This is a genomic window from Salinibacter grassmerensis (assembly GCF_947077765.1).
GTDB lineage: Bacteria > Bacteroidota > Rhodothermia > Rhodothermales > Salinibacteraceae > Salinibacter > Salinibacter grassmerensis.
Map to the genome: position 1 here is coordinate 157,517 of NZ_CAMTTF010000001.1, position 14,093 is coordinate 171,609.

Annotated in this window: 9 protein-coding genes and 1 riboswitch; of the genes, 5 read left to right on the top strand and 4 right to left on the bottom strand. The window is 64.1% G+C overall.

Annotation, left to right across the window (positions count from 1 at the left end):
* The first annotated feature begins 332 nt into the window (after positions 1–332).
* Positions 333–692: a hypothetical protein gene (locus OJB03_RS00645; protein ID WP_263784399.1), complete on the top strand. Its 360-nt coding sequence runs from the start codon at positions 333–335 to the stop codon at positions 690–692.
* Positions 693–1,549: 857 nt separating this feature from the next.
* On the opposite strand, the gene OJB03_RS00650 is transcribed toward OJB03_RS00645, so the two are convergent.
* Positions 1,550–2,743: a hypothetical protein gene (locus tag OJB03_RS00650; RefSeq protein WP_263784400.1), complete on the bottom strand. Its 1,194-nt coding sequence runs from the start codon at positions 2,741–2,743 to the stop codon at positions 1,550–1,552.
* A 1,562-nt stretch (positions 2,744–4,305) separates the two neighbouring features.
* Here OJB03_RS00650 and OJB03_RS00655 point away from each other — a divergent pair.
* The 3 genes from OJB03_RS00655 to OJB03_RS00665 all read left to right on the top strand — a co-directional run bounded on the left by OJB03_RS00655 (position 4,306) and on the right by OJB03_RS00665 (position 7,139).
* On the top strand, positions 4,306–5,706 hold the full coding sequence (locus OJB03_RS00655; RefSeq protein ID WP_263784401.1) for a carotenoid oxygenase family protein: 1,401 nt from the start codon (positions 4,306–4,308) through the stop codon (positions 5,704–5,706).
* Positions 5,707–5,891: 185 nt separating this feature from the next.
* A complete protein-coding gene (locus OJB03_RS00660) occupies positions 5,892–6,608 on the top strand; it encodes a hypothetical protein (protein WP_263784402.1) in 717 nt (238 codons plus the stop codon).
* A gap of 312 nt (positions 6,609–6,920) precedes the next feature.
* A complete protein-coding gene (locus OJB03_RS00665; RefSeq protein WP_263784403.1) occupies positions 6,921–7,139 on the top strand; it encodes a hypothetical protein in 219 nt (72 codons plus the stop codon).
* Between the two features lie 155 nt (positions 7,140–7,294).
* On the opposite strand, the gene OJB03_RS00670 is transcribed toward OJB03_RS00665, so the two are convergent.
* The 3 genes from OJB03_RS00670 to OJB03_RS00680 form a co-directional block, all read right to left on the bottom strand.
* Positions 7,295–8,221, bottom strand: coding sequence for a TraB/GumN family protein (locus tag OJB03_RS00670; RefSeq protein ID WP_263784404.1), 927 nt, complete (start codon positions 8,219–8,221; stop codon positions 7,295–7,297).
* 475 nt (positions 8,222–8,696) lie between these two features.
* A complete protein-coding gene (locus tag OJB03_RS00675) occupies positions 8,697–10,484 on the bottom strand; it encodes a beta-N-acetylhexosaminidase (RefSeq protein WP_263784405.1) in 1,788 nt (595 codons plus the stop codon).
* Positions 10,485–10,630: 146 nt separating this feature from the next.
* Positions 10,631–11,968, bottom strand: a complete 1,338-nt coding sequence (locus OJB03_RS00680) for a Gfo/Idh/MocA family protein (RefSeq protein WP_263784406.1) — start codon at positions 11,966–11,968, stop codon at positions 10,631–10,633.
* A 507-nt stretch (positions 11,969–12,475) separates the two neighbouring features.
* A riboswitch (adenosylcobalamin-variant (AdoCbl-variant) riboswitch) is annotated at positions 12,476–12,534 on the top strand.
* Positions 12,535–13,049: 515 nt separating this feature from the next.
* Here OJB03_RS00680 and OJB03_RS00685 point away from each other — a divergent pair.
* Entirely contained in the window at positions 13,050–14,024 is a 975-nt protein-coding gene (locus OJB03_RS00685; protein ID WP_263784407.1) for a ribonucleotide-diphosphate reductase subunit beta, read from the top strand.
* Positions 14,025–14,093: the final 69 nt, after the last annotated feature.

Here is a 14,093-nt window from a genome sequence, read left to right on the forward strand (position 1 = left end):
AGAGCGATCTTACCCCTGAATCAAAGGTTCAGATGCCATTTCCCGAATCCCCGGGTCCCCCAGAAGAATAGGTGAGTGTAGAATGGGCGAAGCTGTCCCTCTCACCGTTTCCATCCAGCGCCCCGACGCGACCAAGGATGGAGACTTCTCGTCTACGTCGGACACGCGGATCATCCGCCGCGGGGACCTGCTGCACGTGGATCTGAGGATTTCCTATCTTCGCCTCCACACCGATACCCAACAGCACGCGTACGTGCTCCGTGCCGGCGAGATAGAGGCCCCCCAGTGTCCTCAAGCGGGGCCTGCGGACGGCCAATCGCGTCCAAGACCTGTTGACCGATCGATTCGAGACGGGGCGTACGGGCAACGAGGTGCTCCGTGCAACGCTCGAGGCGGCCGATTCCTCGGGCATCGACGCCACGATCTATGCCCACCCGATTGGGCTCCACGGGCATGCTACCGGGCCGCTCATCGGACTTTGGGACCAGCAAGGCGGGGTGCCCGGCAAGGGAGAGGTCCCTCTTCGCCCGAATACTGCGCACTCCATCGAGCTGAATGCGGCGGCCAGTGTCCCCGAGTGGAACGGACAGGACGTGCTCTTCCGGGTAGAGGAAAACGCGCTTTTTACTGGAGACACGGTTCGGTACCTCGACGGGCGCCAGACCCAGCTGTATCTAATTCCTCGGCGGTAGGGTCTTCGGCGGTGGGGGCGACGCGCATCGCGAAACCTGCTTTCAACGATCCCGCCGTCAAGGGCCCTGCGAAAGCCGAGAAACAAGCTCTTGAAGTTGAACGGTCGCGGGCGGCCTTCGGGGCTGGGCGGGCGTCCTCGCTCTGCCAACTGGCCGGATACGTCTCGGCGGCAAGAAGAACGACCAAGCCTCCACAAGGGGATCAGGCGCCGGACGTGTTGAGGGCCGAGGGATCGTTTCCCAAAGATTGGTCAGATACAACGCCTTCCTGAAGGGGCCCTTCGGAGAGCGGGATCGCCTGCGTTCAGGTCCGCTGCGCCGATCAGTCTGGTCCTGGTTGGCGCTACCTCCCCTCATGGTCCTCTGCCGTCAGGTATCCTTCGAGCCAGGCTTCAATCTCCTCCGGGCCGTCGAATTGGTGCTTGTCCGGTGGCGGCTTTTCTTCCTGGAACGCGCACCACCCGTTGTTGAAGGCCTCGCGTAGGCTCGGTCTGTCGTACGGGTTCAGCTCTTCGTGGAGGTTTGGCTTTTCGATGCTACTGCCTGTGGGCTTGGCGCAGAACGGGGCTAAAAGCGGTCCTCACTAGGCAATGGGGCAACCGGAGAGCAGAGTGGACCGGAAGGCCGCACCGCCGATCCTTCCGCGCGGCCTTACTGGCCGGCAGATCCGCCGAACGGTTCTGCTAGCTTAGGAAGCCCCAACTCAAGAGGCCATCGCATAGACGCATGCGAGCCAGTAGTCTAACGTCCTTCGAATCTCTTTTCGGGCTCCTCCACGGAGTCTTCACTAATGAGGCCCCGTCCCTCGAAATGGTGCTGCCCAATCCCCACGCCTCGCGCAACCGGTCCGGCGTGCCTCACAGCTTGCACTCGCTCTCGCCAGACGGGGCGGGACCCTCGCCGGGCTGAAGGTAGCGTTCGGCTGCCTTCAGCATCAGGGGAACGTCGAAGTAGAAAGTGCTGAACATCTCGTCCCTTCGATCTTGCAGGTCGGGCACGATCTCCCGTTCCACGAAGTCCCGAAGGAACGCTTCCCCAAACGAATCGGAGAGTCTCGTCGCAAGCAGAAGAACGAGTGCCTTTTCGCTCAGCCCGTACGCCTGCTCGGAGGTCTTGGCCAGCGGGGCGATTTCCTCGGAACGGGGGTTGTAGTAGTAGGAGGGGGATACGTCCGGGTACCGCTCGCCAATAAACTCAACCACCTCTCGTGCGGGTGCCGGGTCGAAAGGCAGTAGGGCCCTGGCAATCTCCAGTGAGGACTGCAGCTTGACGAGGCCGTTCGGGGAGTAGTACCCACTGGTCCCGTCGAAGACCGTCTCGATTCCCTTGTCGTACATCTCACGGGAGAAACCCTTCTTCAGGTACGCTTCTTCCGTAAACTGGGCCATGGCGCTGGCGTGACGGAAGAGCGAGGAATCCTGAGTGCCGCAGGCAATCTTGCGAACGGTATGCGGCATCTGGTTCAGAACCCACGTGCTTTCGGAGAGCGTCTGGGTGCCGTAATTGTAGTAGTTCTTGATGACAAATCGGCGGTCGGCTTCCCAGTACCCGTGCCTGAGGTACGCGTCGAGCACCTTTACGGCCATCCTGCGGTACTCATCGCTGCCCCACCGCTCGTACGCGTCCCAGAGCGCGTCGGCGAGAATGCCGGTCTCCTTTGAGCCGCTGGCATCCGGGGTCGTGCCTGGCTTGTAGCGCCAGAGGACCGTATGCCGGGCCCGAGGGTCTTTTGCGCCGGCGCGAAGGAAGTGCGCCCGGACCATGCCGTAGGCGCGGTCAAACAACGAGCGGTTGCCGAGGGCCACGGCCGCGCTCATCGTGTTTCCCAGGTCCACGGCGTACGCGTAGCCGTCGTCACGGAAGGGCAACCCTTCTTCGAGGTCGCCGGCGAGGCGGGCCTCGTAGCTGCTGACAAGCGCCGACAGCGTTTCAGGGGGCGCCTCCGCGTCAGAAGCGGTGGACGTGCAGCCGCCCAGGAGAACCGCCGCCAGCAACAGGACCGCCGCGCAGCGTATCGAGACCTGCGGCGGCACGATAGAGGCGCGTGACATCGGGGAGAAGGACGTCAGGAAATGAAGCCGGAAGACAGGTCAGTGCACGGAGTTTCCCTTTCGGCCGTTGGCCTGCTAGCGGACCCCGCGCCACTTGCAGGTTGAGTTTGACGGCTGGGTCCGGCCGCGGCAGGGTCAATGGCGGTGGGGGAGGAGAGTCCCTGATGACCCAAGGCAGTGTGGATCTGAGTAGGACCGCTACTCGGAAGCGAGACCCCCGCAACGGCGCGGCCACTGGTATTGTCCGACAAGGGGCAGTCCTGCTCTGAAGGCACCTTGCGTGGGTTTTTTTCTCGGTAAACTGGTCTCCGGAACTCTCATCGTAAGGAGGCGAGGGGAGTGCCCATCCCGCACAGCATACGTTCTGAGGCCCATCCTATTTCCGAGTCCACACGGGCCCGACCGGTGGGGATTCCGAGCCTGAATAGGCGAGTGGACTATTTCTCCGCCGTGGAACTGCCCTCTTTCTTGTGCCCTTCTGTAGAGGGCTCGCACACAGTGCGCACGGGCTGCCTCCGTGCTGGCTTCCACATGTGCCACTGGCTTTTGATGCTGCGCATCTTCCGCAGTGTCGGGGTAAATCTGCTCAGGAATTTGTCCATGGGGGACTCAATTTGTGAAAGGCGAAATGAATAAGGGCCCGAAACCGTGGGGATTGTCCCAAAAGACGACGTCCGGCACGGCAGCGTCGGGTCCGGGGCAACGTGGGCCTGCAAACCGGAGAAGTCCCTACCGGCAGGCCTCCGATGAGGAGCCGTGTTACCTCCGATCGTCCGCGTGGGGCTTGGGCCCGCCGATCGTCTGGCCGCCCACCGCTCCCGACTGCCATCGGTTTTTAATGCTGCGGACTGTTCCCGGCGCGGGAGCGCTTAGCGAGAGGACTCGTCGTGGCGAAAGGGCTCGCAACGACAGGGAGAGTCCGTTCAGGAACTCGCTCATGTAAGTGGGCAGAGGTCGAGAGAGTGAAGACCCAGAAAGCGGAGGCTGAGAAGGAGAGGGCTGAGGACGTAGGGACTGGGAAATAGGCACGCGGGGAGCGGGTAAGAAAAAGTGCGGGGGAAGAAGTTCTTGCTGAGGACTGTCGTCCGACTTCTTTTGTATGACGGTAGACTCCCCTCTGCCGTTGTCACTACCTTGTGAGAAAAGGGCTTTTGCCGCCGGAGTTACCGCGGGATACATGCTCTCTTGTTGCTCTCTCCGTCTGCTACGCCTCTTCTACGGGCCATTTTGTCTCCGGTAGCGACTGCATTCTTCCAGATCTTCCACCGCCGCAGAGCCGCGCCGCATCGTGGAGCAGACGCCCGATGAGGCAAATGCCTGCTGAGGCAGCCGACCGTGGTGGCGCCCGCTCTCTCAGGCCGGAGGGCTTGGGGGCTTCGCCTGCTCCGTGGGAGGGGCTTCGTTTTGTTGGACGTGCGGGCCCCAACGCGAGAACCGGTCCGCCTGAGGACCCCGTGCCGGGTCGGCGGCCCGGCGCCGGACGGCCTCCGTGAACCCGGCAGGGGGGCTGCCGCTTTGAGATACCCCGTGTTTGCGTCCGCGCTTATCCCGTCGTCCCCCCAATGCCTGACTACCGTCGTGGCTTCGAGAGCCTCCGCCAAGAACTCCACGAGCCGTCCCTGCCGGTGGACGGGGAGTGGCCGGAGTGGCTGGAAGGCACCCTCATCCGCAACGGCCCGGCACAATTTGAAGTGGGGGACGAGGACTACAACCACTGGTTCGACGGCCACGCGATGCTGCACGCGTTCCGGATGCGGGACGGGGCCGTGGCGTACCGCAACCGGTTCGTGGAGTCAAAAAGCCGCACGGAGGCGCTGGAGGAGGGGCAAATCGCGCGATCTGAGTTTGCGACAGACCCCTGCATGTCGCTCTTCGGGCGGGTGATGAGCCTGTTCAACCCTGCGCCCACGGACAACGCGAGCATCAACGTCGCCCGCCTGGACGACCAGTACGTCGCGCTGACGGCCACGCCCCTGCCGGTGGCCTTCGACCCGGAGACGTTGGAGACGGCGGGGGTGGTGGAGTACGACGACGACGTGGACGTGGACATGTCGACTCCGCATCCGCACATTGAGCCCGGCACGGGGCGCACGCTCGTCCACACCCTGTCCTTCGGGCGCCAGTGCCGGTACGGGATCTACGGCGTGGAGGCGGGGGATAAGACGCGCCGCCGGGTCGCCACGCTGGACGTGGACCGCCCGAGCTACATGCACAGCTTTGGCATGTCGGAGCGCTACGTCATCCTTTCGGAGTGGCCGCTCGTGGTGAACCCGACGGACCTGCTGCTTCGGGGACGGCCGTTCATCGAGAACTTTGAGTGGGAGCCGGAGCGGGGGACCCGGTTCCGCGTGCTGCGGAAGGCGGATGGCGCCGAGGTGGCGACCTGTGAGGCAGAGGCGGCGTTTGGGTTCCACCACGTCAATGCCTTCGAGCGGGACGGAGAGGTGGTCTGCGACATCGTCACGTATCCGGACGCGTCCGTCGTTGAGGACCTTGCCCTCGACCGGCTGCGGAGCGACGCCCCGTCGCGCGGCAGCGGGTACCTGCGCCGCTACCGCCTGCCCCTCGACGGCGGGGCGGCCTCCTCCACGGTCCGGGGCGAGGACCGCATAGAGCTGCCGCGCATCCACGACGGCCCGGCGACGGGCCGCTCCTACCAGTACGTCTACGGCGTGGGGACGCGGGTGGAGGGGCAGTTTACGGACCAGCTCGTGAAGACCGACGTACCGGCGGGCACCACGCAGACCTGGCACGAGGAGGGAACGTACCCGAGCGAGCCGGTCTTCGTGGGCGCGCCAGACGGGGAGCGCGAAGACGACGGGGTCGTCCTGTCCGTAGTGCTGGACCCGGCCGCCCAGCAGTCGTTCCTGCTCGTCCTCGATGCGTCCTCCTTCACGGAGCGGGCACGGGCCGCCGTGCCTCACCCGATCCCGTTCGGGTTCCACGGGCAGTTCTTCGACTGAGGTCGCCGGGGGCCGAGGCCCTTAGGGAAGACTCTTCGCCTGAAGCCCTCCAGGCAGAGCGTGCGGCGGAGGGCAGCGCGACGGGAAATGTCCTTGGGGGTACAGTCTGAGGGAATCCTTCCCAGCCCCGCATTAGTTTCTAGTAGTCTCCGTCCCTATTGCGACCACCCCGCTTCCCGGTTCTCATGGCCGATCCGCCCGACACCCTAAAGTATTTCCACAAAGAGCCGGCGGTCCTAGAGCCGGTCGTGTCGGGCCGCAACCCCGACGCCCGGCGCCGGCGGGAGCGGTCCGATGTGCCGTCCGACGAGGCCATCCTGCACGGCGATCCCTTTGAGACGGAGAGAACCGAGGACGCGACCGTCTACCGCGGGTACCTCGCAGGTACGAACCATGCGCAGGGCCGGGTGGGCCTCACTGCGCTTCGCCGCCCGTCCGAGGCGTTCGTGGCGCCCATCTTGGACGCCATCGGAGGGGCCTGGTGGGCGCGCAGCGGCACAGACGGGCAGGTGGAGGCCCTCGGCTCCGACGCGGCTCGGCGCGTCCTCCAGGATCCCGGCTCCACGCGGGTGCTCGTGACAGCAGACGCCCCGGTGCCTGACGACCTCATCGCCGAGGCGGCTGTGCGGGAGCCGGACCGTGCCCGCCCCGCGCTGTCGGCCCTGCTCGACGCGGCCCAGGTTGCCTTTTTCCCGGCGTCGGCCCACGACGGGCACGACTGGCGCCTCTGGTCGGTGGCGCCGATGCAGCGGCGGCTCACGGACGCGTTTCGGGACCGCCCCGTTTCGGGAACGCGGCGGTTTGCGATTCCCGCCGCGAAGGCGCGGTCCGAGTCCAAATTCTACTTCGACATGTGGCGCCCTGACGACGCCGAACTCCCGGCGTACGTCGACGAGGTGTGAGGGCTCAGAGGCCGGTCTCTTGGGGAGGGAAGTCGCCCCTTGGCGCTGGCCCCGGCACAACTGTCCCACGTCGGTCCTGGGCTTCCGGCGTGGGAGACCACAGCGTGGACGAGCAGGCAGGTTCTTAGAGGCCGGCTCGGCAGGGAGGCTTCCCGGAGCAAGAATGGCCCTCACAAGAAGAGCCAAGAGGGATAAGGTTCAGACGCGGGCATGGACGCGGGCACAAGCAGAGCGTGAAGAAGGCCCCGTTTCTCAGAGTAGCAGGCCACAGCACAGCCCCAACTATACTGCCTCACTCGTGCCGCTCCGCCCATGGAAGACGCAACGCCGGACGCGAGCCCGACCGAGTTTGCCCTGACGCTCTTCTTCGCGATCGTGACGGCCGTAGCGATCGGGGTTCAGGCCCGTCCTCTGCTCGGGGGGACTATGGCCCAGGACCTTACGCGCATGCTTCTGTCCGGGGCGGCGGGGGCACTGATCGCGTGGTTCCTGTGGCGGTACCGGAAAGGGGACTACACGTCGGACCGTTGACGTGCGTCTCGACTTGCGGACTGGCGCACACGACGAACAGAAGGGCAATCGCGAAGCGATTCTCTTTCTCAAGTCCCCCGTGAGAACGCGAGAGAGGCCTCATCTCCTTCCCGGTGGTTTGTCTCTCGGAGGCGGCGCCCGATCCGTTCCGGCTGTCAGAGCTGCTCCACCTGGTAGCCGTTTTCCCGCAGTAACTCCACCAGGCCGTTCCCGCCGACGACGTGCCCCGCCCCGACCACGATCATTGGAAGCCCCTCCGCCCCCAGCATTTCTGTGAGACGGGACATCCAGGTCTCGTTGCGCTCGGTAATCAGCCGTTCGTAGAGCGCCGGGGCGTCGTTTTGCATCTGTTCGACCATCATTTCTTCGATGCCGCCGGCGTTGCCGGTTTTCCAGTAGCGCACGATCTTGTCGAAGTTCTCGACGGTCCGGTCGGCCTTCTCCAGGCTCTGGCGTAGGTAATCTTCCTGCCTCTCCGGCGGCAGGTCGTCAAAAAACCGCATCTGCTCTTCGGCCGTTTCCAGGGCCCGGACCGGCGTACCTGCCTTCTTGGCCTTGTCAAAGAAGTGCCGATCAAGGCCCTGATTTTGCGAATAGCCAGCCTTCTGCATTTGCCTCGTCGGCACCATGATCGAAACCATCCACGGCTCCATGCGCTGCATCTGCGCAAGGTTCAGACCGATCTTTTCGGCGCGCTTCTCCAGCATCGCGTAGGTCTCGGCGGGGAGCTCCTTTTCGAGCGTTGTGCCGGGTGGGTAGAGCGCGAGCTCGCGGACGAGGGTTTGCGCCTTCACCTGCATCGAGTCAAGGTTGGCCTCCAGGACGAGCATGTCGGCCTCCGAAAACGCCTCCCCGAAGACCGGGTCCAAGGGGTAGGCGTCTTTCTTCATCACGTGCACCGAGCCGACGAGGTATCCCTCGGTTTCGTTTGCCTCGGAAGCGACGCGCCAGAGCATGTGAGGCGTCGCGCTTTCCTCCTGGGCACAGGCAGGCTGAGTGAGAGCAGGGCCCACCAGGACCGCGGCGATCAACAGACAGAGAGCCCGGCCTAGGCCGTATCGAGAAGGTGTAGAGGTGCTCATGTGGAAGAGTGGAGGACTGTCAGAATGGGAGCCGCGAACGATTTTTGTATTCTACAAAATAAAAACGGAAACGCAAAGTCGTCTCTTCAGATGGGCAACTCTCGGGGCGGCTGCCCCAAAGCCCCCCACCGCGAGAACATGAGGGAGGCGGGGGTGCGTGCTCCGTACGGGCGGGCTGTCTTGCAGGTGCAGTCAATCTGTCTTGTCCACCAAGCGGTGCTCCAGAATGCCTGGCCTGCCCCACGCGCGAACGCAGGCCGTTTTCTCAGACGCCAACGGGGACTCAAAAAACGGAAGAGTCCCGAAAGGCTTTGACGGGGCGGGTTCGCAGACGCGTCACGGGAATGCAAAAATGGCCGCGACGACCCCAAACCCGATGGCCAATTTCCGAGGGCCATTGCCCGTGGCGACCGTGCTGGACGAGAGGGAGATGGTCGGGCCGGAGCCTCATACGCAACGCGCCCCAATCTCAGAATTACTCGTTGGCGTCGCCGGAGAGGGAAAAGTCCGGTGCTCGATAGTTCACATCGAGGGCGTCAAGGCGTCGGAGGTGGGTCGTCAGACGCGCCCGAAAGTGATCCCACCGACGGGCCGATTCTGGGCTCCACACGATTTCCGACAGGGCCAGTGCCCGCGGGTAGGCCATGTATTCGACCTTCTCGGGCGTGTTGATGTATTCGGTCCATACGTTTGCCTGTGCGCCGATGATGTGCCGCGTGGCCTCGGTCCCGAGCGAGTCAGGAACGGGGTCGTAGGCGTACACGTCGCGGAGCGTCGTCAAGCCTCCAATGGCCAGGGGCTCGCTGCCCGGGTCAGCCTGGTAGTAATCAAAATAAAGCGCACGGGTGGGCGTCATGATCGCGTTCTGTCCCTGACGGGCCGCCTCAATGCCTCCCTCGGTGCCCCGCCACGACATAACGGTCGCGCCGGGCGGAAGGCCCCCTTCCAAAATCTCGTCCCAACCGACCAGCGTCCGTCCGCGCTCGTTCAAAAAATTCCCGAAGCGACGGATAAAGTAGCTCTGGAGCTCGTTTTCCCCGGCGAGCCCCTCACGATCAATCACTGCCTGTGCAACGGCGCTCTCCGTCCAGTGCTCTTTGGGCGCCTCGTCTCCCCCGATGTGGATGCGTTCGCTCGGAAACAGCTCCATGACCTCCACGAGCACGTTCTCGAGGAACGTGAAGGTCTTTTCTTTGGGGCAGTAGATCTGCTCGTGGACGCCCCACGTGGTCGCCACGGTGTAGGATGAGTCGGCGACGCTCGTGCACCCCATCTCGGGGTACGCCGCCAGGGCTGCCCGGGCATGCCCCGGCATCTCAATTTCGGGAACCACCGTCACGTGCCGCTCCCGGGCGTACTGCACGATTTCCCGCACCTCCTCCTGCGTGTAGTACCCACAATATTCAGAGCCGTCGTAGGTCCCTGCCTCGTAATGGCCAACCATCGACGAGTCGCGGCACGCCCCAACGCTGGTGAGCCGGGGATACTGCTCGATTTCGATGCGCCAGCCCTGGTCCTCGGTCAGATGCCAGTGAAAGGTGTCAAGCTTGTGGAGCGCCAGCAGGTCGATGTACCTCTTGATGAACGACACGGGGAAGAGATGGCGCCCCACGTCCAGGTGCATTCCGCGATAGGAAAAGCGCGGGGCGTCCTCGATCTGGACGGCGGGCATCGCCCATTCGATGCGCTCGTCGTCGTGCCCAAGTCCCCGTTCTATTTGCGGCGGCAGGAGTTGTCGCAGCGTCTGCATGCCGTAGAAGAGCCCTTTGGCCGTCGGGGCGCGCACGACAACTGTGCGGGGCGTGACCGTCAGTTCGTAGCGGCCGTCCTCCTCCCCGCCGCCGGGCGTGTTGGTCGGACGAGTGTGACCCGGGCGGGGCGCGTCGTTTTCACTGGAGGCGTCCCCCTCGGTCAGGACAAAGGCAATCGTGTTGTCCGGCTGCGTGGAAGCGGGGCCCTCTGACTCCGTCAGCGGGGCAACCCGCATCGGAAACACCGTGGCGTTGCGCACCCGCGTCGCGAATTTTTCGGCGGGCGCCCGTGCGTCCTGATTGTCCGGATCGGACACGAGAACGCGGGTGTCGCTGTCCAACGCGAAGGCGCCGTCTCGGGGCTCCAGCTGGCGCGGCCAGGGGACGATCGGATACCGCTCGCCCTCCTCAGCGGCCACAGAGTGCTGTGGCGTTGCCGGGGCGACGTCCTCCGCTGGTGGCTGTGTGTCCGTGCTCTGTTCGGCGGCGGTGCACCCCGCTCCCAGCAACATTCCGGCACAGACGATGAACAAGACGAAGGGGGCATCCCTTCCGACGCGTGCGCACTCCGTGACTCGCATGGGGGTGTTCAAAATTGTGACCGTATACGTTCGAATTGAAAAGCAGAGGCATTCAGCGAGGCGCTTCCACGCCCCCATCAAAATTCACCGTCCGGGTCGAAGGAGCGCCCCTCGGTCATCCAGCGGCCGTCGGTAAAGTCCGGGATGGCCACCGGCGCCCCGCCCTGTTCGATCGACCGCTCGGACAGGGGACTCAGCACGCTCCACGTCGCGGCGTCGTACACGTCGATTGGCGGCGCTACGTCCCGCTTGACCGACTCCACGAGGGCGTTCCGGACAAAGTAGTCCATGCCTCCGTGCCCGGAGTCCTCCGCCTCCGCCTCGTACCGCGACCACAGTTCGGCGTCGAACTCGCTTTGGTACTGCTCCCAGTCCTCCCACCGGTGGGCCGGGCTCCGTCCTTCGACGTGCACGCTCTGGTTGTCAACCGTCCAGAGCCCATCGGTGCCCTGCATCCGAAACCCCAGGGAGTAGGGCCGGGGCAGGCTGGTGTCGTGCGTCATGACGATGGACTCCCCGTTGGCCGTCGTGATTGTGCTGGTCACGATGTCGCCCTGCGCGAAGTTGACGTCGGCCTTCGGATGATCCGCTCCGCCCTCCTCGACGATGTGGTCGCGCATGCCTCGGGCCTTCGTGGCGGTTGAGGTGAGCCGCTCGAACCGGTTTCCGCTATTGATGTCGAGCCAATGGGCCACCGGCCCAATGCCGTGCGTGGTGTACAGGTCTCCGTTCCGCTTCGTGTAGTGCTCGGTGCGCCAACTGGACACGCTTCCAGTGCCCGGCCCGAACGAGGCGCTGTCGTCAAACAGGTACGGAAGGAGGCTGTGCTGATAGCCACAGCGACAATGGATGGGCTCCCCAAACAGCCCGTTGCGGACCATTTTGAGGACGGCCATCACGTCGCGGCGGTAGCAGACGTTCTCCAGCATCATGCAGCGCGACCCGGTCCGCTCGGCGGTGTGGACCAGGTCCCAGCATCCCTCCACGGTCGTCGCGGCCGGCACTTCAAGCCCTACAAACAAGCCGGACTCCATCGCCTCGACGGCCATGGGGACGTGCCAGAGCCACGGCGTGGAGATCAAGACCCCGTTGAGGTCGCCGCGGGAGAGGAGGGCCCGGTAAGCGCGATCGCCCTCCCCGTATCCCTCTGGGCGGGACCGACCGGACTGCTGAACGAGATTGAGCGCCCGGGCGAGGTTCTCCGAGTTGACGTCGCACACCGCCGGCACCTCGACGTCGTCCCGCTGAATGAGCCCTCGGAGGTGAGACGTCCCGCGGGCCCCCACCCCAATGAGACCGAGGCGCACAGACTCTTCCCGGGTCTGTTGGACTCCACTGAAGGGCGCGAGCGACACGCCCAGCCCCGCCGCGGCGGTCGTCTGCAAAAATGATCGTCGATCCATGGAGCCGGGCATTGCGAACACAGTCGTGAGAGTGAGAAATGGGAAGGGGCACGGGCGCCCCCGAGCTACTTGGACGCTGGCGTCCTTGCCGTAAAGCACAGCCCCTGTAGGATATTTCTGCGGGCCGTGGTCGTCAACCGTCCGTCGTGATCGAGCCGACCCGCGCCTATTACTATCCCATCGCGGGGACTCGACAAATCGGCTCTAGAGGTTGGTGATGACAGTAGGTCCCCTCGTTGACCCGCGATGACACTGCCGGACCCCCACGTCTGGTCCGGCCGGTAGGAAGGCAGGGACTCGGGGACTTTAAACGGTCATTGAGACGATTCTACAGGCAAAGAGCCGTTCAGTAGTCTTTTTTACCAGGGTGAATAACAGAGTTATCGGCGCCTGGTCCTTGAATTTCTTCGCCTCAGAAACTACCGTGGACGTACATATTGTGAACACCCCGTCCTCCTGAAGGCCGCGCTGTCGTGGCGTGGCGGCAGGTGCGGTGCCCATGCGCACCGCCCTGCGTCTCGGGGGAAGCCCGGCGAAATTCCGGCACTGTCGCGCAACGGTCAAAGTCCGAATGCCCGCTTGAGGAGCGACCCGACACTCAGTCCAGCCGAGATCGCTGGGCTGACCACAGTGTCCGCCCTACGCGTCATAGGGTTGCGGTCCGCGACGTGGAGTGTGCTTTACTGGGTCAAGTGTCCCACCCCGACCGTAGCGCAGGTGCGCTCGCGGCTTCGGCAGGCGGCCCCTTGATCCAATACACTTCCCTTGCGCTCTGCCGCCTTCGTGACGCGTCCCGACGTCCGAAGGCTTTTTCTTTGTCTCAGAGCGCGCCGTGTGTCTACCCGTTCCTCCCCGCTTTACGGTTGTCCCGTATGACGCCGTCCCCGGAGGCACGACTGTGTCCGGGCGGCCCGGCTCTGAACGTCCGGTCCTCTGCGGACGAGCCTGCCCGCCGTCTCGCCTCGTGCGTGCACAGGTGCAGGATTGTGCCGGCGCCCTTCCGTAGCGCCCCCTATATCCCACGGCCAAGCTTTCGGCTTCGAGGCGGAGATCCGAACTCGCAGCCATCCTCCTTATTCAGACTGGTCTTCCCATGAGCATCTTCGACGAGCGTGTCAACCTGAAGCCCTACGAGTACCCGCATTTACTGGAGTTCAAGACGGCCATCCGGCAGTCCTACTGGGTCCACGACGAGTTCAACTTCGAAGGGGACGTGCAGGACTTCCGTGTCAACTGCACCGACGCCGAGCGCAGTGTCATCAAGAAAACGATGCTCGCCATTGCGCAGGTCGAGGTGGCGGTCAAAACCTTCTGGTCCGACGTCTACGAGCGCCTGCCGGTGCCGGAGGTGGGCGCCGTAGGGATGACCTTTGCCGAAAGTGAAGTGCGCCACCTGGATGCTTACTCGCACCTCCTGGAGCTGCTGGGCCTGAACGACGCATTTGAGCGGATTGAGGAGATCCCGGCCCTCATCGACCGCGTCGAGTACTTGAACAGTGCCCTGGAGGGGGCGGACAGCCGCGACGAGCGAGACTTCGCCCATTCCATCCTGCTCTTCTCGATCTTCATCGAGCATGTGAGCCTCTTCAGCCAGTTTCTCATCATGCTCTCCTTCGACAAGCACGAGAAGCGGTTCAAGGGAGTGGCCAATGCCGTGGAGGCCACCTCGAAAGAGGAGCAGATCCACGGGCTCTTCGGCGTGGAGCTGATGGACATCATTCGCGAGGAGCATCCGGAGTGGTTCGGTCCGGCGTTCGAGCGGGAAGTGCAGGCGGCCTGTGAGAAGGCATTCAACGCCGAGCAGAAGGTGCTCGACTGGATTTTCGCGGATGGGGAGCTCGACTTTCTGCCGCGGCCGGTCGTGGACGCGTTCCTGCGCGACAAGTTTAACGAGTCGCTGAAGAACGTGGACGTCGATCCGATCTTCGAGGTCGACCCCGAGCACCTTGACAAGACCCGCTGGTTCTACGAGGAGATCCTGCTCACGAAGGGCAACGATTTCTTCTCGAAGCGCTCGACCAGCTACTCGAAGATGACACAGAGCGTGAGCGAGGACGACCTCTTCTAGGGCTCCGCTCGATCCCGCCCGTCTCGCACGTGAACTGACCCACGGGTTCTCCCTGCGGGTTTTTTCGAA